This window comes from Rhizobium oryziradicis (assembly GCF_001939045.1).
Lineage (GTDB): Bacteria > Pseudomonadota > Alphaproteobacteria > Rhizobiales > Rhizobiaceae > Allorhizobium > Allorhizobium oryziradicis.
Window position 1 is genome coordinate 197,202 of record NZ_MKIM01000025.1, and the last position, 20,878, is coordinate 218,079.

Consider the following 20,878-nt stretch of genomic DNA (forward strand, 5'->3'; position numbering starts at 1 on the left):
GGATTTTTGATGAGCCGACTGATCGTTGTTTCCAACCGCGTTCCCGTGCCCGAAAAGGGCAAGGCTGCCCCCGCAGGCGGCCTTGCCGTGGCCCTTCAAGCCGCTCTGAAAGAGCGCGGTGGTATCTGGATGGGCTGGTCGGGAAAATCCAGCGGCGAAGAAGAAACCCCACAGATCAAAACCATTATCGATGGCAAGATCACCTATGCATTGACCGATCTGACGGATCGGGATGTCGAGGAATATTATCACGGTTTTGCCAATCGGGTTTTGTGGCCCACGTTTCATTATCGCATTGATCTGGCCGAATATGGCCGCAAGGAAATGAGCGGCTATTTCCGCGTCAACCGCTTTTTTGCCCAGCGTCTCGCACCCTTACTGAAGCCGGATGACGTGATCTGGGTGCAGGATTACCATCTCATCCCCCTGGCCAGCGAACTGCGCAAGATGGGCATTAAAAACCGTATCGGCTTTTTCCTGCATATCCCTCTGCCGCCCGCCGATGTGCTGCTGGCGATGCCGGTCTACGATCAGATCATCGAAGGCTTGGCCCAATATGATCTGGTTGGCTTTCAGACAGATTATGATCTGGCCAATTTTGTCGGCGCTCTCGTGCGTGAAGGCATTGGTGAAACGCTGGAAGACGGCTACTTCAAATCCCACAACCGGATTTTCAAAACCGGTGCCTATCCGATCAGCATCGAAACCGCCGCTTTTGCCGCCTATGCAAAACGGGCGGTCAACAATGCCATGGTGAAAAAAGCCGCCAGCAGCATTATCGGCCATGATCTGGTAATTGGCGTTGATCGGCTGGATTATTCCAAAGGCATCCCCCAGCGCCTCGACGCCTATGAGCGCTTCATTCTGGCCAACCCGGCCTATCAGGGCCACGTTTCCTATCTTCAAATCACCCCGAAATCGCGCTCGGAAGTGCCGGAATATGAGGCCATGCAGCGGATGTTGGCCGAGCAAGCCGGGCGAGTGAATGGTGAGCTGGGCACGGTAGATTGGGTGCCGATCCGTTATATGACCCGTTCCGTGGCGCGGCCCATTCTGGCCGGGCTCTATCGCCTTGCCAAAGTGGGTCTGGTCACCCCCATGCGCGATGGCATGAACCTCGTTGCCAAGGAATATATAGCTGCCCAGGACCCTGAAGATCCGGGCGTCCTCATCCTCTCACGCTTTGCCGGTGCCGCGCGCGAATTGAAAAGCGCTTTGCTGGTTAACCCTTACGACACCGAAGGCGTTGCCAATGCCATTGCGCGCGCGCTCTCCATGCCGCTTGAAGAGCGTAAAGAGCGCTGGCAAAAAATGATGGACCATTTGCTGGTCCATGATGTGATGGAGTGGTGCAACAATTTTATGGATGACCTCACCCAAGTGCCGCAGGAGGGAGATCACGCCGCCTTATTGACGTGATATTCCTTGATTGCCACCATTTTGATCGCCGGATAACGCTCCGATTCATAGCGCAGGGAGAAAGCATCCTGCGCCATGAACACCGGATCACCATCCAGATCCCGGCAAATATCACCACGACGGGCACTCATGAACTTGTCCAGTTCGCCCGGTTGATCGGATGAAATCCACCGGCACACAGAAAAGCGCGACATTTCAAACGACACCGGCAGGGTATATTCGCCCGACAGGCGCTCCTTCAACACATCCAGCTGCAGGGCACCCACAACGCCGACGATGGCGGGTGAACCATCTTCCGGCGAAAACAGCTGCACAACGCCCTCTTCCGCCATCTGCTGAAGGGCTTCTTTCAGCTTTTTAGCCTTCATCGCATCTTCCAGCCGCACGCGACGCAGAATTTCAGGCGAGAAGTTTGGAACACCCTGAAACACCAGTGCTTCGCCCTCCGTCAGCGTATCGCCAATGCGTAAGGTGCCGTGGTTGGGAATGCCCACCACATCACCGGCAAAGGCGGTGTCGGCCAATTGCCGTTGCGAGGCAAAGAAGAACTGCGGTGCCGTCAGGCCCATCAATTTGCCGGTGCGGGCCAGCCGCGCCTTCATGCCGCGCTCCAGCTTGCCGGAGCAAATGCGGGCAAAGGCAATGCGGTCGCGGTGGTTGGGGTCCATATTCGCCTGAATCTTGAAGACGAAAGCCGTCATCTTGTCTTCAGCGGCATGAACCTTGCGGATATCAGCCACCTGGTCACGCGGCGGCGGGGCAAATTCGCCCAAGGCATTGATGAGGTCGCGCACACCAAAATTGCGAAGCGCCGAACCAAAGAACACCGGCGTCATATGACCTTCCAGAAACGCTTGCCTGTCAAACGGACGGCAGGCTTCCTGCGCCAGTTCCAGCTCGTCAACAAAGGTCTGACGCTCGTTTTCCGGCAGGTTTTCAGCCACATTCTTCGGGCTGTTGACGGCAAGCGCTTCCACCTGTTTGTCAGAACCACGGAAGGTATTATCAACCAGATTGTAGGAGCCGCAGAAGCTTTTGGAGCGCCCCACCGGCCAAGTGATCGGGGCGGTGTCCAGCGCCAGCTTTTCTTCCACCTCGTCAAGAATTTCAAAAATATCCCGGCTTTCGCGGTCCATTTTATTGACAAAGGTGATGATTGGAATATCGCGCATACGGCACACTTCGAACAGTTTCAGTGTTCGAGGCTCAATACCCTTGGCGGCGTCGATGACCATGACGGCGGCATCCACAGCGGTGAGCGTGCGATAGGTATCGTCGGCAAAGTCTTCATGGCCCGGCGTGTCGAGAATGTTGAAAACATTGCCTTCATATTCAAAGGTCATCACCGAGGTGACCACCGAGATGCCGCGCTCACGCTCGATCTTCATCCAGTCCGATCGGGTCTGGATGCGATCTTTCTTGGCTTTCACTTCACCAGCCAACTGAATGGCACCGCCGAACAACAGCAGTTTTTCGGTCAGCGTGGTTTTACCAGCATCCGGGTGCGCGATAATAGCAAATGTGCGGCGGCGGGAGACCGCCTCGGCGAGCGTTTCAGCCATGATATGAATCCTGTGGAATTGCGGGCTATCTAACGATTAAAGTGCCGAATTGCAATTGACCTTGCGGCTCTGAGAGCAAACTAATGCCGCATGAATATATCCGCTAACACCCGCACCACCCTGAATTTACGCCGCCTGCCCCATGGTGACGGGCTGGAATTGCCTGCTTATGAAACAAAAGGCGCTGCTGGCATGGACCTGCGCGCAGCAGTACCAGACAGCGAACCGCTGGTGCTGTCGCCGGGAAAACGTGCGCTGGTGCCAACCGGGCTGATCATGGAAATCCCGCAGGAATTTGAAGGACAAATCCGCCCTCGCTCCGGCCTTGCCTTCAAAAACGGCATCACCTGCCTCAACACACCTGGCACCGTGGACAGCGATTATCGCGGCGAAGTGAAAGTCTTGCTGATCAATCTCGGCGACGAGGATTTCACCATCACCCGTGGCATGCGCATTGCCCAGATGGTGATTGCACCGGTGACCCAAATGCCGGTTGTGGAGGTGATGGACACCTCAGAGACGGCGCGCGGTGCGGGTGGCTTTGGCTCCACCGGGGTTTAACGGGGTCAGGATATTGGCAGAGCTCACGCTCAGGCAGGATTATTTCGGTGATCCCTTTGGTTTTCAAGCGCTTACGGACCTGTTAAAGGCGGTCTTCGGAATTGATGTTGGATTGCTGCAACGGTTTGGTGGGCCTGACCCGTCCAGCATGCCCTTTGGTTATTTTGATCGCGCAGGACGCTGCGTTGCCAACTTCAGCGCGTTCTCCATGCCACTCATGATCAATGGCAGCTTGGTGATGGCCGCGGGCTATCAATCCGGTGCAGTTCTGCCCGAATTTCGAGGTCAAGGACTTTACCGAAACCTGATGCAACAGGCCTTTGCCTGGGCCGATGCCTCAGGGTTCAGCACTGGCATTCTGCTCACCGACAAACCATCGCTTTATGAGGCATACGGCTTTCGAACGCTGCCCCAGCATAGATTTCATGGCCCGGCACCTGACGTTCAACCAATGGGGACACAATCACGGCAGCTCGATCTCAACCATGCGGCCGATATCGCTATTCTGAGCGAAATTCTGGATCGTCGGCAGCCTGTTTCCAATCGCTTTGCTGTGGTGCGCCAAAAGGAAATGTTTCTTCTCAACAGTGTGTTCGATCCCGCGATCACACTCAGCCTTCTGCCGGACCTTGGCATCGTGATTGCCTGGAAACGCGGCGATGATGGTCGCTTGCTTCTTCTGGATATTGCTGGACCGGCGCTACCGACAATGACTGAAATTCTCTCTCATCTCAACCAGCCTGCCGATCGGATCGAGGTTCATTTCCCAACCGATCGTCTCGGATGGGAAGGAACGCCCATGGCGTATCAAGGCAATTGCGCGCTGATGATCTCAGGCCTCGCCCAAGACGCAGTTCAGCTGCCACTCATGCTTTCGCCGATGGCCGACTTTTAACGCTGCGCCTCCGTTGCCATGCGAATGGCAAGTGCGGCCAGCACGGTTCCCATCAGCCAGCGCTGCACCACCATCCACAAGGGACGGCGGCCCAAAAACAGGGCGATACAGCCTGCCATAATGGCGATCATTCCGTTGACGGTGATGCTGATGATAATCTGGGTGCAACCAAGCACGATGGATTGCATCAGCACGTGCCCGCGCGCTGGATCAATAAATTGCGGCATGAGAGACAGGTAGATCACAGCCACTTTCGGATTGAGCAGATTGGTGACCAACCCCATGATAAACAGCCGTTTCGGGCTATCCTTGGGCAAGTCCCGCACCTGAAACGGTGAGCGTCCGCCGGGCTTGATGGCCTGCCACGCCAGATAGGCAAGATAGGCGGCACCCGCCAGTTTCAACGCATCATAGGCATAAGGCACGGCCATCACCAAAACCGTGATCCCTAAGGCCGAGGCCAGCATATAAAACAAAAACCCGAGTGCGACCCCGCCCAGCGAGATCAGACCCGCCAATGGCCCCTGACAGATGGAGCGCGACACCAGATAGATCATATTGGGGCCTGGGGTGAGCACCATGCCAAGGCAGATGAGCGCGAAAGCAATAAGCGAGGCAGCGGCGGGCATGGCAGTGTTCCTGATGGTCTTGATTGATCCATAAGCAGAATGCCTGAGCCTTCGCAAATACCAATGTGTCACCATTGCAAGTTTACGGGGACCACGATAGCATTTTACCAGTCTCGGAGATGCATCATGACCCTCACCTCTCTCCTCGCTTATGCGGGCGCGCTCTTCATCGCAGCCGCCATTCCCGGCCCCGGCATGACAGCCATTGTTGCTCGCGCCCTTGGCTCTGGCTTTCGCCCGACATTTTTCATGGGGCTGGGGCTTATTCTGGGTGATCTTTGCTATCTGACGGCCGTCATTCTGGGCCTGTCCTATGTGGCGCAAACCTTTGTGACACCGTTTCTGATCATCAAATTCGCAGGGACGCTGTATCTCGGCTATATTGCGTGGAAGCTCTGGACCGCAGGCCTTTTGCCACAGGATATTGAGGCGCGCAAAAGTGCGGGTGCTGTGGCCTCGTTTTTCTCCGGCCTGTTTGTCACACTGGGCAATCCCAAGACCATGCTGTTTTACGTGGCGCTGGTGCCCACGTTGATCCCGCTGGATGCCATTGGTGCACGCGATTTTGCACTTTTGGTTGGCACCACCTTTGTTGTGCTCATGGCTGTTTTGCTGCCCTATATTTTGCTGGCCGCCAAGGCCCGCCTCTTGCTGAAACAGCCATCGGCTTTGAAATTCCTCAACCGCGCCGCCGCCAGCATTCTCGCCGGCACTGCCGCCTATATCGCAACCCGCGCTGCGTGAAATAAACACCTGCAAGGCCCCGCGTTCTGTTGTGTTTTTTCTCTTTCCAACCTCGATGGTAGGCAAAGGGTTCTGGCCGGTTTGTCGCTTTGACCGTATGGTGGTGGCAAAGAGACGGCTTATCAGGGAGACATGCCATGTCAGCATCCACGTCAGAAACCAAAAAACCGGGCCGGGGTCGCGTTTATGGCTCGATCACCGAAACCATTGGCGACACCCCCATTGTGCGGCTGGACAAGCTGGCGAAGGAAAAAGGCGTGAAAGCCAATCTTCTGGCCAAGCTGGAGTTTTTCAATCCGATCTCCTCCGTCAAGGACCGCATTGGCGTGGCGATGATTGAAAATCTGGAAGCACAAGGCAAGATCACCCCCGGCAAGACCACGCTGGTGGAGCCCACCTCCGGCAACACCGGCATTGCGCTGGCCTTTGCGGCTGCCGCCAAGGGCTATCGCCTGATCCTGACCATGCCGGAAACCATGTCGATTGAGCGCCGCAAGATGCTCGCACTTCTGGGGGCCGAACTGGTGCTGACAGAAGGCCCGAAGGGCATGAAGGGGGCCATTGCCAAGGCGGAAGAGCTGGCATCCACCATCCCCGACGCCGTCATTCCGCAGCAATTTGAAAATCCGGCCAACCCGGAAATTCACCGCAAAACCACGGCCGAAGAAATCTGGAACGACACTGACGGTGCTATCGATATTTTTGTCTCCGGCATTGGCACCGGCGGCACCATCACCGGCACAGGCCAGGTGTTGAAAGCAAAGAAGCCCTCCGTGAAGGTGGTGGCGGTGGAACCTGCAGACAGCCCGGTTCTGTCGGGCGGAGCCCCCGGCCCTCACAAAATTCAGGGCATAGGTGCTGGCTTTGCGCCCGCCATTCTCGATACGCATATTTACGATGAGATCGTCACGGTGACCAATGATGAAGCCTTTGACACGGCGCGTCTTGTTGCTCGTCTTGAAGGCGTGCCCGTTGGTATTTCGTCCGGTGCGGCCTTGACAGCGGCCATCAAGGTTGGCCAGCGCGAAGAGAATGCCGGCAAGACAATCGTGGTGATCATCCCCTCGTTCGCCGAGCGCTATCTCTCGACCGCGCTGTTTGCCGGTCTGGGTGAATAGGCCCGGTTTGCTTGAAATCGACCAAGACCGGCAGGATGTTCTGCCGGTCTTGGCGTGTTTGCACCATACCGTTCTGACATCGTGCTTCCTGCTGCATAATTCCTTAAATCGGAATCGATTTAAGGAGAAAATCTTGCTGCAGATGGAATGAGTTACATACCCTTTTTAGATTTAAAAAACCGAATGGTGCTCTTGTTGCAGATCATGTGCTGCGATTGCACGAACAAACCGACTGGGCTATGGTCGTTTCGGGGCAGGTAGTCAGGACATGTATGCGAAGACAACGTTTTTACGATAGATTACCGGCCTTTGTCATTTCGACACAAGAGCACTCGTCTCTCGCCTATACGGCAATGACCTATCTTCTGTCGCTTCTGGTATTTATCGCAACGCTTGCCTTACGGTTTTGGGTGGATGATTATCTGCTTGGCACATTTCCCTATGTGACATTTTTCCCAGCCGTGGTTGTGGTTGCTTTCATTTTTGGCGTTCCGCAAGGCATCATGGTGGCCATTTTGGGTGGCCTCGCATCCTGGTATTTTTTCATTCCACCTTATTTCACGTTTGAGCTCTCCGTCAGCACGGCGATTGCCATGCTGCTCTATGTCTTCGTGGTAACAACAGATATTGGCCTGACGGCGTTTATGATGAGCGCTTATCGCGCCGAGAAAACCGCTCGCGATGAAATGCAGCGATTGGCCGAACACCAGGAGGTCATGGCGCAGGAGCTGGACCATCGCCTGAAAAACGTATTTGCCACCATCAATGCGATTATCAACCTTTCGCAAAGGCACGTCCATACCGTTCCCCAATTTGCAACCGCCTTGCGCGAGCGCCTCAATGCCATGGCGCGCTCCAACCTTTTGCTGCGAGGTCTGCGCTCTGGCGAGGAAACCACGGTCTGCGTTATCATTTCCAAGGCGCTTGAGCCATTTGGTGTGGCCGAAACATCGAGACTGCAATTGTCAGGCCCACCGGTTCCCGTCAGTGGGCAGGCGGTCATCCTTCTCAGCCTTGTGCTGCACGAACTGGGCACCAATGCTGCGAAATATGGCTCCCTTTCTGTCGATACCGGTGAAATTCACTTAAGCTGGACGGTAGGCACCATCCCTCAGCCCGATGACAGCACAAAAACAGCCTTGTCTATCTGCTGGAGCGAGTGTGGCGGCCCCACGCCACAGCAACCCGAAGAAGGCAAGGCCGGTTTTGGCTCCACGCTTGTGCGCAGAGTGGTTGCCGCCGTTCAAGGCAGTGTTGCGATCACCTTCGCACCCAGCGGTCTGGTGGCTGAAATATCCATTCCGCTCGATGCCATGCACGATGCCGATACCGAAGCCGCCTGATACACTCGAACGTATTTCGTGTTCAACTGTCATAAGTTGAACGCGAAATGCTTTAGGCGGCAGACGAAAGACGCTCTGCCGGTATGCGATAAGAGATGGCCTCGGCCAGATGAAGGCGGCCCAGCGCTTCAGCCCCGTCCAGATCTGCCAATGTGCGCGCCACCTTCAACACACGGTGATAGGCCCGCGCCGAGAATTTGAATTTTTCCGCCGCATCGCGCAAAAGCTGAAGGCCTGCCGCATCAGGTGCCGCCAGCTTTTCGATCAATGCCGTTGAACAGCGCGCATTGAGCGTCACCTCTGAAACACCGGCATCCGTAAAACGGGCAATCTGCCGCTGACGCGCCTTGGCAACCCGACGGGCGACATCCGCACTTTTCTCCGCCGCCATGGGCTTGATCAGGTCGACCGCCGAGACGGCAGGCACATCAATGCGAATATCAATGCGGTCCATCAGCGGGCCAGAAATACGCCCCTGATATTCCGTCACACAGCGAATGCCGCGCGCACAGGTGTGACCCGGCTCTCCGGCCATGCCACAACGGCAGGGGTTCATGGCCGCAATCAGCTGGAAATTGGCCGGATAGGTCACCCGATGATTGGCGCGGGCGATGATGCATTCGCCGCTTTCCAGCGGTTGACGCAGTGCATCCAGCACTTGGGGCGAAAATTCCGGAAATTCATCCAGAAACAACACGCCGTGATGGGCAAGTGAGGCCTCGCCGGGCTTTGCCTTCAAGCCACCACCGACAAGGGCGGCCATGGTGGCGGAATGGTGCGGCGTGCGAAATGGCCTGCGATCTGACAGCTTGCCGCCGGACAAATGCCCGCCGATGGAATGGATCATCGAGACTTCCAGCAATTCCGATGCCGATAGCGCTGGCAAAATCGATGGCAAGCGGGCAGCCAGCATGGATTTTCCAGAGCCGGGTGGTCCCACCATTAAGAGGTTATGGCCGCCAGCCGCCGCCACTTCCAACGCCCGTTTGGCACTTTCCTGGCCGCGAATATCCGCCAAATCGGGCAGATTGCCCGGCAAGGCCCGGCTGGCCGGCTGTGGCCGGGTGAGAACTTGCGTGCCCTTGAAGTGGTTGGCGAGCGCAATCAGACTGCGGGGTGCGAGAATATCAATATCAGAGCCTGCCCAGGCAGCTTCCGGGCCGCTGTCTGCGGGGCAGATCAAGCCTTTGTTGAGCGCGTTGGCGGCCATGGCAGCAGGCAATGCCCCTGTCACCGGCGCAATGGTTCCATCCAGATTAAGCTCGCCAATCACCAGATATTGGCCAAGCACATCGCCGGGAATAGCTTCGAGGGCCGCCATCAAGCCCAGCGCAATGGCCAGATCATAATGCGAACCTTCTTTGGGAAGATCGGCAGGTGCCAGATTGACCGTCACTTTCTTGGGCGGCAGGGCAAGGCCCGAGGCATGCAGGGCGGCCTGCACCCGCTCCCGGCTTTCGGCCAGCGCCTTATCGGGCAGACCGACAATCTGCATGCCTATTTTGCCCGGTGCCACCATGACCTGAACATCAACAGGAACGCCATCAATCCCCTGAAATGCAACAGTCCCAACCCGTGCAACCATATTCAACCCCTGCCCGCAAAAACCTTGATCAACCCACTCAATCATTCCTTCGATTTTCGCCGAAAAATCAAAAACAAATGAGATAAATCAGAAGATTACAATCAATCGAATTGCCTCGATGGAAAACCAAGACACACTCTACCGCAACCTTAGAATTGCATAGGCCAGACAAAACAACAAGAACAATAAATGAACAAAGACCCGATTTGAGAGAGAAATGGTTGCATCAGGTTGTATTGACAGAACAAAACAGAACCCGCTGCTGTGCCGCTTTGTCGTCATCAACGCAAAACGCTCCCGTGGAGGCCACGGGAGCGTTCACATCCGAACTCTTGACTATCAGGCGCGCTTTTTCTCGATCGCGTCCCACAGCAGGCTTGCGATATCGGCACCGCCAAACTTCTTCACTTCACGAAGGCCGGTTGGCGAGGTGACGTTGATCTCGGTCATGTAATCGCCGATCACATCGATGCCGACCAGCAAAAAGCCGCGCTCGCGAAGAGCAGGACCAATGCGGGCGCAGATTTCACGCTCACGGGCTGTCAGCTCGGTTGGCTCTGGTCTGCCACCCGCATGCATGTTGGAGCGCGCATCGTTTTCGGCAGGTACGCGGTTGATGGCACCCACTGGCTCGCCATCCACCAGAATGATGCGCTTGTCGCCTTTGCGCACGGCTGGCAGATAGCCTTGCGCAATGAAGGGTTCGCGGAACATCTGTGTGAACATTTCCATCAGTGATGAGAAATTGCGATCATCGCGGGTGGAATGGAACACGCCTGCGCCGCCGTTGCCGTAGAGAGGCTTCAGGATAATATCACCCATTTCCGCGCGAAAAGCGGCGATCTCGGCGGGATCACGGGTGATCAGCGTTGGCGGCATCAGATCTGCAAATTCGGTAACAAAGATCTTCTCAGGCGAATTGCGCACCCAGGCCGGATCGTTCACCACCAGGGTCTTGGGGTGGATGCGCTCCAGCAGATGGGTGGCCGTGATATAGGCCATGTCAAACGGCGGGTCCTGACGCAGCAGCACCACATCCATGGTGGACAGGTCCACGCGCTCTGGCTCACCCAAGGTGTAGTGATCACCCTTCACATCGCGCAATTCCATGGGCTCAACGGTTGCAAAAATGCGGCCATCGCGCATGGTGAGGCGGTCGGGCGTGTAATGAAACAGCTTGTAGCCGCGGCTTTGCGCCTCAAGGCTCATGGCGAATGTCGAATCGCCTGCAATATTGATGGAGGAAACGTGGTCCATCTGGACGGCGACATTGGTAATCTTGGCCATGGTTCATCTCTCGCTGAATATGTTCGAGATGTAGGATGGCGGCGCGCTGAACGCAACGTCTTCAATGGAATTTATCGCCGTCAAAGCCCGCTGCGGGAGGCACCGCGCATGGCATTGCGCAGGCGGTAGAGCGTTGCCAATGGCTCTGGAAAGGGTTTGCGCAAAAAGGCTATCTTGCGCACGTAAGTCTCAACACGCCAGGTGGCCCAGGTGCCACCCTTGAAATAGGCAATATCGCCGGCGCGCAAAATCCGCTCGCTGCCGTCTTCTGCGGTTACATGCACTTCGCCTTCTTGGATAACCACCGTTTCATCCCAGCCGAAATACCAGCGGAAGGCACCAGCGGTGCAATCCCACACCGCGGTTGATGAAGCCTCATCCTCACTTTGCGAGTGATTGGCCAGCCGCGCTTGCGGATCACCCTCAATCACCCAATCCGGGTTGATCGGCGCAGGCTGAAGCTCCACCCCATAGCCATGGGCCGCCACCAATGACGGTGCATCAGCACCACGCTTCAAGCGCGGCACGGCCATGGCAAGACCCGCAAGCCCAATGATTAGTCTGATTGGCATGATCGCCCCCGATAATCCCCTTGTTTGAGAGGATATACCAGAAGCCGATCACGATTTCATTACCAACCTTGCTGGCATTTTACCGTTTCAGGCGGAAACTGTCTCAGAATCAGCACCGAGAACCATGCGTGCCTCATGAAATGGCACCTCAATGCGGCGACCGTCTTTGTCGAAGAAGTGCAGACGCTCCGGGCGAATGCCGAGGCGCAGATCACTGCTCAAGGCAACATCCACAGGCAGCGTTGCACAAAGGGCCTGATCGCCAACAAAGCCATGCACGAGGCGAACCGCCCCCAGCTCTTCAATATAATCGACCTTGAAGGGCAGATAAGCCTGGCCCGGGGTGGCAATGGCGAGGTCTTCTGCCCGAATCCCCACTGTGACTTCACCGCTATAGGAGGCCTCTCCATCAAACACAAAACTGATGGGCCAAAGCGACAAACGATTTCCATCCAGCCGCGCCGTAATCAGGTTCATGGCGGGCGAACCGATGAAGCTGGCCACAAAGGTGGAGGCAGGCTTGTTATAAACCTCCAGCGGCGTGCCAATCTGCTCGATACGGCCACCGTTGAGCACCACCAGCCGGTCCGCCAGTGTCATAGCTTCGAGCTGGTCATGGGTGACGTAAATGGAGGTGGTGCCAAGGCGGCGTTGTAATTTACGGATTTCCACCCGCATCGATACGCGCAATTTGGCATCCAGATTAGACAATGGCTCGTCAAACAAAAACACCGCAGGCTTGCGCACAATGGCGCGGCCCATGGCCACACGCTGGCGCTGACCACCGGAAAGCGCACGCGGTTTGCGGTCCAGATAGGGCTCCAGTTGCAGCATTCGGGCGGCTTCGGCCACGCGGGCCTCAATCTCATCCTTCGGGGTTTTACGGTTTTTCAGGCCATAGGCCAGATTTTGCCGCACCGTCATATGCGGATAGAGCGCATAATTCTGAAACACCATGGCGATGTCGCGGTCTGCCGGTTCAACCTGATTGACGGCGCGATCACCAATGCGAACCACGCCTTCCGAGATGCTTTCCAAGCCAGCCACCATGCGCAAAAGCGTGGATTTGCCGCAGCCGGAAGGGCCAACCAGCACGATGAATTCGCCGTCGTTGATCTGGATGTCCACGCTGTTCACAGCACGCACACCGCCGTCATAGATCTTGGAGACCTGATTGATATCGATGGAAGCCATTGGACTGTCCTTTACTTGTCGGTTTCTGTGAGGCCCTTGATGAACCAGCTCTGGAACACCACCACGATGACAATCGGGGGCAGCATAGCGAGCACGGCCATGGCAAAGGCTTCGTTATAATCGGGAATTTGTGCGCCCACCCAGACCTGAAGGATCTGCTTGATACCGCGCATCAGCGTGTAAAAGCTCTCATCCGTGGTCATCAGCATCGGCCAGAGATATTGGTTCCAGCCATAGACGAACATGATGATGAACACCGCCGCAATCATGGTGCGCGACAGTGGCACCAGAATATCGATCAGGAACTTGAACGGGCCTGCACCATCAATGCGGGCGGCTTCCAGCAATTCTTCCGGCACCGATTTGAAAAACTGGCGAAAGAAGAAGGTGCCGGTGGCCGAGGCCAAAAGCGGCAGGATCAAGCCGGTATAGGAGTTCAGCAGGCCAAGATCACTCGCCACTTTGTAGGATGGCATGATGCGCACTTCCAGCGGCAACAGCAGCGTGGTGAAGATGATCCAAAACGCCAGCGTGGCAAAGCGAAAGCGGAAATAGACAATGGCGTAAGCGGCCATCATCGACAGCACGATCTTGCCGATGGCAAAGCCAAGGCCAAGGATCAGCGAATTAATCAACATGTTGAGACCCGTGACCTTGCCGTTAAAGCCTGTCTGGGCAAACAGCACCTTATGATAGGTCTCTTCCAGATGCCCGCCCATGGAGAGCATCAGGCCTTTCTGGTGAATTTCGGCTGCCGTATGCGACGAGGTGGTAAAGGCCACCACCAGCGGGCCGAGCATGACAATCACGCCGAGGATCAGGATCACATGGTCGAAAAGCTTGGTTTTATACATGGTCGTCTCCTCAACCGTAATGGACGCGCCGCTCGATGAAGCGGAACTGGATCATGGTCAAAACCAGCACGACCACCATCAGGATCACCGATTGCGCAGACGATGAGCCAATGTCATTGCCGCGGAAACCATCGGTGTAGACCTTGTAGACCAGGGTGATCGGATTATCAGCGGGCTTGTCCTTGACGATCACGTCGATCACGCCAAACGTATCAAACAGCGAATAGGTCATATTGACCACCAGCAGGAAGAACGCGGTGGGCGTCAAAAGCGGCATGGTCACAGTCCAGAACCTTCGCGTGCCTGAGCGGCAATCCAGCGTGGCAGCTTCGCGCACAGAGGCGGGAATGCCTTGCAGGCCTGAGAGGATGAAGATGAAATTATAGGGAATCTGGTTCCACACGGCGATAGACACCATGGCAAAGGCGGTGTCGAAATAGTTCAGGCCCACCTTCATGTCCCAGCCAAACAGGGCCACGAATTTCACAAAGGGGCCGATGTGCTGATCAAAGAACATCATGCCAATCAGGCCAGCCACGGGCGGCGCGATGGCATAGACCACGATCAGCAGGGTCTTGTAGGCCGATTGTCCCCGGATCACGGCATCAGCCTTGACGGCGAGCACGGTTCCAATGGACAGCACCAGAAACGTCACCACAACACTGAAGCAGAGCGTAAACAGCGCGATCTTGCGATATTCCGATGAACCAAACATATCGGCATAATTGGCAAGGCCGACAAAGGTCGAGCCAAAGCCAAACGGATCTTCAATATAAAACGACGACTGGATGGCCTGCACGGCTGGCCAATAGAAGAAGATGGCCACAATGCAAAATTGCGGAGCCAGGAAAAAATAGGGCAGAAATCGCGAGTTGAACTGAACACGCTTCATCGCGGCAACCTTTCAAAGAAAACCCCGGAGGCGAAAACTCGCCTCCGGGACAGATCATGTCTGAAGATGAAGTGTCAGCCTGCGGTCTTGGCGAAGCGTGCCAGGATTTCGTCCGCTTCCTTCTTGATGGTTTCCATCGCAGCCTTTGGCGTGGTTTCGCCTGAGAAGATCTTGTTGTATTCGCGCTCCATCACCGAGCGGATCTGTGGGTAGAAACCAAGGCGATAGCCCTTGTCCCACTCGCCGCCTGGAAGAGAAAGCTGCTGAATACCAACTTCGGCAACAGGGTTCTTCTCGTAATAGCCTTCCTTTTTGGTCAGCTCGTAAGCCGCCTTGGTGATGGCAACGTAACCGGTGGCCTGATGGTAGAACTTCTGGATTTCGGGCGAGGTCAGGAAGTTGAAGAAAGCGGCTGTGCACTTGTTTTCAGCTTCAGACTTGCCGGACATGGCATAAAGAGCAGCGCCGCCGATGAAGCTATGCACGCCTGCGCCCTTGATGGAGCCCCAGTAGGGAAGGAAGGTCGCGGAAAATGGCATGGACGCCGTCTTCTGCAAGCCACCGAACGAGCCAGACGAGCCAACCCAAAGCGCAACCTTGCCGTCTTCAAAAGGCTTCTGGTTGTCGTTCCAGCCTGCGCCGTAGTAAGCGAAGTAGCCAGCGTCTTTCCAAGCCTTCAGCTTGTCATACATCATCACGTGGTTTGGATCGGTGACGTTGATGGTGGTGCCAGCCAGACCGTCATAACCATTGTTGTTGGATGCAAACTGGATGTTGTTGCGAGAGAAGAAGTTCTCGGTGAACTCCCAGGTCAGCTGCGACTGCACCAGCGGAATATAGCCGGCAGCCTTCAGCTTTGGTGCGATGGCTTCAAACTCTTCCCAGGTCTTTGGCGCTTCAACACCAGCCTTTTTCAAAGCTTCGGTGTTGGTATAAAGAATAGGAGCAGAAGAGTTGAACGGCATGCCGATGAACTTGCCGGTTTTGTCGGCGTAGAAATAACGAACACCTTCAATGAAAGCGTTGCGGTCAAACTTGTAACCTGCTTTGTTCAGCAGGTCTTCGGCTGGAATGGTCGCACCCTTGGCGTTGATGATGGTGGCAGAGCCTGCATCAAACACCTGAAGAATATTGGGCTGATCGTGCGAGCGGAACGCGGCAATGCCAGCGGCCAGAGCTTCTTCGTAAGAGCCCTTGGAAACAGGCGTCAAAACGCATTCGCTTTGCGATGCGTTGAACTTCTGTGACAATTCGTTGATGACTTCGCCGTTGCGACCACCCATGCCGTGCCACCAGCTGATGTTGGTTGCGGCAAATGATGATGTGGTCGATACAGTGACAGCCAATGCGGCCATCGAAAGCTTCTTGAACATGGTTTGATCCTCTCCGCCAATGTGGGGTGAGCAAGCCATTAGAGAGGCTTCGTGACAGGCACTTAACTGTTTTGTGACGAGATGATTACAAAATGCAAAACAATAAAAATACTGAAATGCCCCTCAAAGATGACGGGATTTTAAAAGGCATCCTTGATGTGCAAAGGCCAGCGCCTTGGCACGATCGCCACAATATCGCAGCGAATGGAAAGCCGGGCGGCATCCGGCTGGCGCGCTAACCAGACATCGCCTGCCGCGCGAATACGGCGCTGGCTTTCAAAGCTCACGGCATCCACGGCCATCTGCCGGGATAAGCGGGCTTTCACCTCCACCAGAGCCACAAGATCACCCCGGCGGGCAATAATATCCACCTCACCCCATTTGGTCTTATGGCGCAGAGCAAGGATGCGATAGCCTTTCACCAACAGATAGGCAGCCGCCAGATATTCCGACCAGCGGCCCCGCCGTTCGGCCTTGCGGCGGGCGCTCATCGGCTTGGTCTTTGGCGTCATGGCTCCGATTTCAGCTCCAAAAGTCGCTGATACAGCTCTTTGCGCGGCAGGCCGGTTTGGCGGGCCGCTTCAGTTGCGGCTTTGGCGGTTTGCAAAGTTTTCGACAGCTCGATCAACAGACGATCAATATCGGCAGGCTCCGGCGCTGCTTTTGCCAAGGGAGGCCCGATCACCAACACGATCTCGCCTTTGACCTGCCGCTCATCATCATAATAGGCCGACAATTCACCCAGCGTGCCACGGCGAAACTCTTCAAATGTCTTGGTGAGTTCGCGGCATACGCAGGCGGGCCGCTCGCTGCCCATCACGTCAGCGGCGGCTGCAAGCGTTGCGCCAATCCGGTGCGGAGATTCAAAGAAAATCAGTGTTGCGGGTGTGGCTTCCCATTGCGCTAAGCGATCACGCCTTGCCTTGTCCTTGGTGGGCAAAAATCCCGCAAAGACAAAGGCATCATTGGGCAGGCCAGAGCCGACCAGCGCCGCCAAAGGCGCAGACGGCCCCGGAATAGGCACCACTTTCAAGCCTGCTTCCAACGCCAATTGCCCGAGCCGATAGCCGGGGTCCGACACCAAAGGCGTTCCGGCATCCGACACCAGGGCCACGGATTTTCCAGCCTCCAGCGCCGCAATCAGCTTTGGCCCGACCTCTTCGGCATTGTGTTCATGATAAGCGTAAGGCCGCGTGGTAATGCCATAGCGATCGAGCAGCACGCGGGTAACGCGGGTGTCTTCGCAGGCCAGAACATCGGCACCGGCCAGCACTTCGAGCGCGCGCAAGGTAATGTCACCGAGATTGCCAATCGGCGTGGCCACCAGATAGAGCGCGACCTCCATGGGGCGGGCAGCTACTGCCCGATCATGCAGGCGAAAGGTTTTTGCAGCGTCTTGCTCTGGGTGGTGTGGAGCTTGATGGTTTGGGGCTTGGGTCAAAATCTCGGCCACGACTTTCTTGACGACAGGGCTATGTTCAGGGCTTCGTTATGCGGCACAGATGCGGCTGCGGCAAGCATATCACAGCCCTTCGCAGTGGAAAGCGTGCAACATCGCCACTCAAAAGCGCTTGGGGCCTTGCATTTCAGAGCCATTTCCTGCCATTTTGCCCGTCCCAATCATCCGGGCGTTAGCGCTCGGAACAGGCAGAGCCGATCCATGCAAGGATCGCACAGGTCGAAAGTGGCAGCGTCTATGCGTATTACTCTTGAACGGTCCAACCTTCTGAAATCCTTGAACCACGTTCACCGGGTGGTCGAGCGCAGAAACACCATTCCGATCCTTTCCAACGTGTTGCTGCGGGCCGATGGCCAGAGCCTCGCCATGAAGGCAACCGACCTTGATCTGGAAATCACCGAAGCAACACCCGCCAATGTCGAGCAGGCTGGTGCCACCACGGTGCCCGCCCATCTGCTTTATGAAATCGTGCGCAAGCTGTCGGATGGCGCAGAAGTGCTGCTGTCGACCAACCCCGATGGGGCCAGTATGACGGTGGCCTCCGGGCGCTCCAAATTCACGCTGCAATGCCTGCCGGAATCGGATTTCCCCGATCTGACCGCGGGCAGTTTCAGCCATTCCTTCAAGCTCAAGGCATCGGACCTCAAGATGTTGATTGATCGCACCCAGTTTGCGATCTCAACAGAAGAGACCCGCTATTACCTCAACGGGATTTACCTGCACACCATCGAAGCCGATGGCAAATTGAAGCTGCGCGCCGTGGCAACAGACGGCCACCGTCTCGCCCGCGCCGATGTGGAAGCGCCATCTGGCTCGGAAGGCATGCCGGGCATCATCATTCCGCGCAAAACCGTGGGCGAATTGCAAAAGCTGGTCGATAATCCTGATCTGATCGTCAATCTGGAAGTGTCGGATGCCAAAATCCGCCTTGGCATTGGCGAGATCGTGCTGACCTCCAAGCTGATTGATGGCACCTTCCCCGATTACCAGCGGGTTATTCCGCAGGCCAACGACAAGGAAATGCGTGTCGATTGCCAGACCTTTGCCCGCGCCGTTGACCGCGTATCGACCATTTCGTCAGAGCGTGGCCGCGCCGTGAAGCTGGCGATTGGCGATGGTCATCTGATGCTGACCGTCAACAACCCCGATTCCGGCAGCGCCACCGAAGAAGTGGCCGTGGGCTATGACAGCGACGCCATGGAAATTGGCTTCAATGCCAAATATCTGCTCGATATCACCGCACAGCTGTCTGGCGAAGAAGCGATTTTCCTTCTGGCCGATGCAGGCTCTCCAACGCTGATCCGCGACACGGCGGGCGATGATGCGCTCTACGTGCTCATGCCAATGAGGGTATAAAGGGCGGGTATCACAGAGGTCACGTTTCTCAACTTTATGGACTGCTGGTCATAATTTTTTCACATCTGCGCCATTTTGTCTTGTTTTTGCGACAAATGAAGCGAACATACTGTTTACGCAGCCATGATGGATGCAAGACGTACTGTTAGGAGATGGCAGTCCATGAAGTTCAACCTTAAAGAACGGTTTGAAAAGAAATTCGACGAGGAGATCCGCTTCTTCAAGGGTGCAATGAGAGGTCCAAAGCAGGTGGGGGCCATTGTGCCAACCTCCGGCATCACCGCGCGGCGCATGGCCAGCATCGTCAATCCAGAATCGGGCCTGCCTGTTCTGGAGCTTGGGCCGGGCACCGGCGTCATCACCAAAGCCATTCTGAGCCGCGGCATTGAGCCGGAAAAGCTGGTGTCGGTCGAATATTCAGACGCTTTCTACCAGCATTTGAAGGCAACAATTCCCGGTGTGAATTTTGTTCAGGGCAACGCCTTCGACATTGAAAACACGCTTGGGCCATTGGCTGGCCTGACCTTTGACTGTGTGATTTCCGCTGTGCCGCTGCTCAATTTCCCCATGCAGGACCGTGTGCGCCTTGTGGAAGACATGCTGGACCGCGTCCCCCATGGCCGCCCCTTCATGCAGATCTCCTATGGCCCGATGTCGCCGGTGATCGCCAATGGCGGCAGCTATTACGTTCAGCATTTTGATTTCGTGGTGCGCAATATTCCACCAGCCCAGCTTTGGGTCTATCGCCGCCGCTGATGTTCGCGCTCTATCTCACCCACCCGCAAGTGCGTATAGATCCTGATGTTCCAGTTCCCCAATGGGGACTTTCATCTGTTGGCCTCGACAGGACGGCTCTGGTTTCAACTCGTGACTGGGTGCGAAATCTGGGCCGCATCATCAGCAGTGATGAGGTGAAAGCCGTTGAAACGGCGGAGATTCTGGCCAAAGCCGCGAGCATCATCCCGGAGCAGGTTGAATCCATGCATGAAAATGACCGCTCCGCCACTGGCTTTTTGCCACCACCGGCATTTGAGGCGGCAGCGGATTGGTTTTTCGCCAATCCGCATCAAAGCTTTCACGGCTGGGAACGGGCGATTGATGCGCAAAGCCGCATTGTCAGTGCTGTTGATGCCGTTTTGTCAGCGCACGATCCCACCATTCCCATCGCTTTCATCGGCCATGGCGGGGTTGGCACCCTTTTGAAATGCCATTTGAGCGGACAAATCATTTCCCGCTCCACGGATCAGCGACCCGGCGGCGGCAATCTCTTCTGTTTCACCCTTGCAGATCGGCGCATCTCATGCGACTGGACGGCCATGGAAGATTGGCAGGGAGATGGCCCATGGATGCGCGAGACCGTTTGATTGTTGGCTTGGATGTGCCAACCGTTGCACAAGCAGAAACGCTGGTATCAACGCTGGGTGATGATGTGCTGTTTTACAAGATCGGCTATCAACTGGCCTTTACCGGCGGTCTGGAACTGGCACGTGACATGGCGCAAAGCGGCAAGAAAATCTTTCTCGATATGAAATTGCTCGACATTGACAACACCATTGCGTCCGCCGTGGAGAATATTGTCAAAATGGGTATGACCATGCTGACCTTGCATGCTTACCCAAAAGCCATGCAAGCTGCGGTGGATGCCGCCAAAGGCTCTGATCTTTGCCTGCTCGGCGTCACCGTTCTCACCTCGATGGACAATCAGGACCTGCTGGATGCGGGCTATAGTCAGGATGCGAAAAGCCTTGTTTTGACGCGGGCGGCCCAGGCCAAAGCGGCCGGCATGGGCGGCATTGTCTGCTCGGCGCAGGAAGCAAGTGCGGTGCGCGCCATTCTTGGGCCGGATATGGCGCTTGTCACCCCCGGCATCCGCCCGGCAGGCTCGGACAATGGCGATCAAAAGCGGGTGATGACACCGGCGCAAGCCTTGATTGCGGGCTCCAGCCATCTGGTGGTGGCACGTCCCATCACCCAGGCACAAGAGCCGAAAACGGCAGCGCAGGCGATTTTGGCTGAGATGCAAACCGCCCTGTAA

The 20,878-nt window shown here is 56.0% G+C and carries 21 protein-coding genes; 10 read left to right on the top strand and 11 right to left on the bottom strand.

Annotated features, from left to right (window positions below):
- Positions 1–9: 9 nt before the first annotated feature.
- Positions 10–1,419, top strand: coding sequence for an alpha,alpha-trehalose-phosphate synthase (UDP-forming) (gene otsA, locus BJF95_RS08875; protein ID WP_075639093.1), 1,410 nt, complete (start codon positions 10–12; stop codon positions 1,417–1,419).
- Here otsA and BJF95_RS08880 read toward each other — a convergent pair.
- Positions 1,398–2,981 carry a peptide chain release factor 3 gene (locus BJF95_RS08880; RefSeq protein WP_075639094.1) on the bottom strand — a complete coding sequence of 528 codons (1,584 nt, stop codon included), beginning with the start codon at positions 2,979–2,981 and terminating at the stop codon, positions 1,398–1,400. The genes otsA and BJF95_RS08880 overlap by 22 nt on opposite strands.
- 90 nt (positions 2,982–3,071) lie before the next feature.
- Here BJF95_RS08880 and dut point away from each other — a divergent pair, with 90 nt between their 5' ends.
- Together dut and BJF95_RS08890 are read left to right on the top strand one after the other, a co-directional pair.
- Positions 3,072–3,542 carry a dUTP diphosphatase gene (gene dut, locus BJF95_RS08885; protein ID WP_075639095.1) on the top strand — a complete coding sequence of 157 codons (471 nt, stop codon included), beginning with the start codon at positions 3,072–3,074 and terminating at the stop codon, positions 3,540–3,542.
- A gap of 13 nt (positions 3,543–3,555) precedes the next feature.
- A complete protein-coding gene (locus BJF95_RS08890; protein ID WP_245297274.1) occupies positions 3,556–4,437 on the top strand; it encodes a GNAT family N-acetyltransferase in 882 nt (293 codons plus the stop codon).
- Here BJF95_RS08890 and BJF95_RS08895 read toward each other — a convergent pair.
- A complete protein-coding gene (locus BJF95_RS08895) occupies positions 4,434–5,066 on the bottom strand; it encodes a LysE family translocator (RefSeq protein WP_075639096.1) in 633 nt (210 codons plus the stop codon). The two genes, BJF95_RS08890 and BJF95_RS08895, sit on opposite strands and share 4 nt — an antisense overlap.
- A 126-nt stretch (positions 5,067–5,192) precedes the next feature.
- Here BJF95_RS08895 and BJF95_RS08900 point away from each other — a divergent pair, with 126 nt between their 5' ends.
- The 3 genes from BJF95_RS08900 (at position 5,193) to BJF95_RS08910 (ending at position 8,271) form a co-directional block, all read left to right on the top strand.
- On the top strand, positions 5,193–5,810 hold the full coding sequence (locus BJF95_RS08900; protein ID WP_075639097.1) for a LysE family translocator: 618 nt from the start codon (positions 5,193–5,195) through the stop codon (positions 5,808–5,810).
- A 137-nt stretch (positions 5,811–5,947) separates the two neighbouring features.
- Positions 5,948–6,928, top strand: coding sequence for a cysteine synthase A (gene cysK, locus BJF95_RS08905; RefSeq protein WP_075639098.1), 981 nt, complete (start codon positions 5,948–5,950; stop codon positions 6,926–6,928).
- A gap of 272 nt (positions 6,929–7,200) precedes the next feature.
- Positions 7,201–8,271: an HWE histidine kinase domain-containing protein gene (locus BJF95_RS08910; RefSeq protein WP_075639099.1), complete on the top strand. Its 1,071-nt coding sequence runs from the start codon at positions 7,201–7,203 to the stop codon at positions 8,269–8,271.
- Between the two features lie 52 nt (positions 8,272–8,323).
- Here the strand turns inward: BJF95_RS08910 and BJF95_RS08915 are convergent, their stop codons facing one another.
- From BJF95_RS08915 to rsmI, 9 genes are all read right to left on the bottom strand, one after another.
- A complete protein-coding gene (locus tag BJF95_RS08915; RefSeq protein WP_075639354.1) occupies positions 8,324–9,856 on the bottom strand; it encodes a YifB family Mg chelatase-like AAA ATPase in 1,533 nt (510 codons plus the stop codon).
- A 339-nt stretch (positions 9,857–10,195) separates the two neighbouring features.
- Positions 10,196–11,143 (bottom strand): glutathione synthase, encoded by a 948-nt coding sequence (gshB, locus tag BJF95_RS08920; RefSeq protein ID WP_075639100.1) that lies wholly within the window; start codon positions 11,141–11,143, stop codon positions 10,196–10,198.
- Between the two features lie 80 nt (positions 11,144–11,223).
- The gene (locus BJF95_RS08925) at positions 11,224–11,715 is read right to left on the bottom strand and encodes a cupin domain-containing protein (RefSeq protein WP_083638761.1); all 492 of its coding nucleotides are present in this window, start codon (positions 11,713–11,715) and stop codon (positions 11,224–11,226) included.
- 87 nt (positions 11,716–11,802) lie between these two features.
- The gene (locus BJF95_RS08930; protein WP_075639101.1) at positions 11,803–12,909 is read right to left on the bottom strand and encodes a sn-glycerol-3-phosphate import ATP-binding protein UgpC; all 1,107 of its coding nucleotides are present in this window, start codon (positions 12,907–12,909) and stop codon (positions 11,803–11,805) included.
- Between the two features lie 11 nt (positions 12,910–12,920).
- Positions 12,921–13,763 (bottom strand): sn-glycerol-3-phosphate ABC transporter permease UgpE, encoded by an 843-nt coding sequence (gene ugpE / locus BJF95_RS08935; protein WP_075639102.1) that lies wholly within the window; start codon positions 13,761–13,763, stop codon positions 12,921–12,923.
- A gap of 10 nt (positions 13,764–13,773) precedes the next feature.
- Positions 13,774–14,655, bottom strand: coding sequence for an ABC transporter permease subunit (locus BJF95_RS08940; protein ID WP_075639103.1), 882 nt, complete (start codon positions 14,653–14,655; stop codon positions 13,774–13,776).
- 74 nt (positions 14,656–14,729) lie between these two features.
- The gene (locus BJF95_RS08945; protein WP_075639104.1) at positions 14,730–16,028 is read right to left on the bottom strand and encodes an extracellular solute-binding protein; all 1,299 of its coding nucleotides are present in this window, start codon (positions 16,026–16,028) and stop codon (positions 14,730–14,732) included.
- 140 nt (positions 16,029–16,168) lie between these two features.
- Positions 16,169–16,540, bottom strand: coding sequence for a YraN family protein (locus tag BJF95_RS08950; protein WP_139317445.1), 372 nt, complete (start codon positions 16,538–16,540; stop codon positions 16,169–16,171).
- On the bottom strand, positions 16,537–17,472 hold the full coding sequence (gene rsmI, locus BJF95_RS08955) for a 16S rRNA (cytidine(1402)-2'-O)-methyltransferase (protein ID WP_245297286.1): 936 nt from the start codon (positions 17,470–17,472) through the stop codon (positions 16,537–16,539). Before rsmI ends, BJF95_RS08950 begins: the two co-directional genes overlap by 4 nt.
- Before the next feature lie 252 nt (positions 17,473–17,724).
- Here rsmI and dnaN point away from each other — a divergent pair, with 252 nt between their 5' ends.
- The 4 genes from dnaN to pyrF all read left to right on the top strand — a co-directional run bounded on the left by dnaN (position 17,725) and on the right by pyrF (position 20,878).
- Positions 17,725–18,843, top strand: coding sequence for a DNA polymerase III subunit beta (gene dnaN / locus BJF95_RS08960; RefSeq protein WP_075639105.1), 1,119 nt, complete (start codon positions 17,725–17,727; stop codon positions 18,841–18,843).
- A gap of 162 nt (positions 18,844–19,005) precedes the next feature.
- A complete protein-coding gene (gene pmtA, locus BJF95_RS08965) occupies positions 19,006–19,599 on the top strand; it encodes a phospholipid N-methyltransferase PmtA (protein WP_075639106.1) in 594 nt (197 codons plus the stop codon).
- Positions 19,599–20,207: a histidine phosphatase family protein gene (locus BJF95_RS08970; protein ID WP_075639107.1), complete on the top strand. Its 609-nt coding sequence runs from the start codon at positions 19,599–19,601 to the stop codon at positions 20,205–20,207. The genes pmtA and BJF95_RS08970 overlap by 1 nt, the downstream gene beginning before the upstream one ends.
- The gene (pyrF, locus tag BJF95_RS08975; RefSeq protein WP_075639108.1) at positions 20,186–20,878 is read left to right on the top strand and encodes an orotidine-5'-phosphate decarboxylase; all 693 of its coding nucleotides are present in this window, start codon (positions 20,186–20,188) and stop codon (positions 20,876–20,878) included. Before BJF95_RS08970 ends, pyrF begins: the two co-directional genes overlap by 22 nt.

What these genes read in the sequence shown, in the direction of transcription:
- ugpE (WP_075639102.1), bottom strand. Translation starts at nt 13,763, where the DNA reads ATGTATAAAACCAAGCTTTTCGACCATGTGATCCTGATCCTCGGCGTG.
- cysK (WP_075639098.1), top strand. Translation starts at nt 5,948, where the DNA reads ATGTCAGCATCCACGTCAGAAACCAAAAAACCGGGCCGGGGTCGCGTT.
- gshB (WP_075639100.1), bottom strand. Translation starts at nt 11,143, where the DNA reads ATGGCCAAGATTACCAATGTCGCCGTCCAGATGGACCACGTTTCCTCC.
- dut (WP_075639095.1), top strand. Translation starts at nt 3,072, where the DNA reads ATGAATATATCCGCTAACACCCGCACCACCCTGAATTTACGCCGCCTG.
- BJF95_RS08930 (WP_075639101.1), bottom strand. Translation starts at nt 12,909, where the DNA reads ATGGCTTCCATCGATATCAATCAGGTCTCCAAGATCTATGACGGCGGT.
- BJF95_RS08915 (WP_075639354.1), bottom strand. Translation starts at nt 9,856, where the DNA reads ATGGTTGCACGGGTTGGGACTGTTGCATTTCAGGGGATTGATGGCGTT.
- BJF95_RS08925 (WP_083638761.1), bottom strand. Translation starts at nt 11,715, where the DNA reads ATGCCAATCAGACTAATCATTGGGCTTGCGGGTCTTGCCATGGCCGTG.
- BJF95_RS08940 (WP_075639103.1), bottom strand. Translation starts at nt 14,655, where the DNA reads ATGAAGCGTGTTCAGTTCAACTCGCGATTTCTGCCCTATTTTTTCCTG.
- pyrF (WP_075639108.1), top strand. Translation starts at nt 20,186, where the DNA reads ATGGATGCGCGAGACCGTTTGATTGTTGGCTTGGATGTGCCAACCGTT.
- otsA (WP_075639093.1), top strand. Translation starts at nt 10, where the DNA reads ATGAGCCGACTGATCGTTGTTTCCAACCGCGTTCCCGTGCCCGAAAAG.
- pmtA (WP_075639106.1), top strand. Translation starts at nt 19,006, where the DNA reads ATGAAGTTCAACCTTAAAGAACGGTTTGAAAAGAAATTCGACGAGGAG.
- BJF95_RS08950 (WP_139317445.1), bottom strand. Translation starts at nt 16,540, where the DNA reads ATGACGCCAAAGACCAAGCCGATGAGCGCCCGCCGCAAGGCCGAACGG.
- BJF95_RS08895 (WP_075639096.1), bottom strand. Translation starts at nt 5,066, where the DNA reads ATGCCCGCCGCTGCCTCGCTTATTGCTTTCGCGCTCATCTGCCTTGGC.
- BJF95_RS08970 (WP_075639107.1), top strand. Translation starts at nt 19,599, where the DNA reads ATGTTCGCGCTCTATCTCACCCACCCGCAAGTGCGTATAGATCCTGAT.
- BJF95_RS08900 (WP_075639097.1), top strand. Translation starts at nt 5,193, where the DNA reads ATGACCCTCACCTCTCTCCTCGCTTATGCGGGCGCGCTCTTCATCGCA.
- BJF95_RS08910 (WP_075639099.1), top strand. Translation starts at nt 7,201, where the DNA reads ATGCGAAGACAACGTTTTTACGATAGATTACCGGCCTTTGTCATTTCG.
- BJF95_RS08880 (WP_075639094.1), bottom strand. Translation starts at nt 2,981, where the DNA reads ATGGCTGAAACGCTCGCCGAGGCGGTCTCCCGCCGCCGCACATTTGCT.
- dnaN (WP_075639105.1), top strand. Translation starts at nt 17,725, where the DNA reads ATGCGTATTACTCTTGAACGGTCCAACCTTCTGAAATCCTTGAACCAC.
- BJF95_RS08945 (WP_075639104.1), bottom strand. Translation starts at nt 16,028, where the DNA reads ATGTTCAAGAAGCTTTCGATGGCCGCATTGGCTGTCACTGTATCGACC.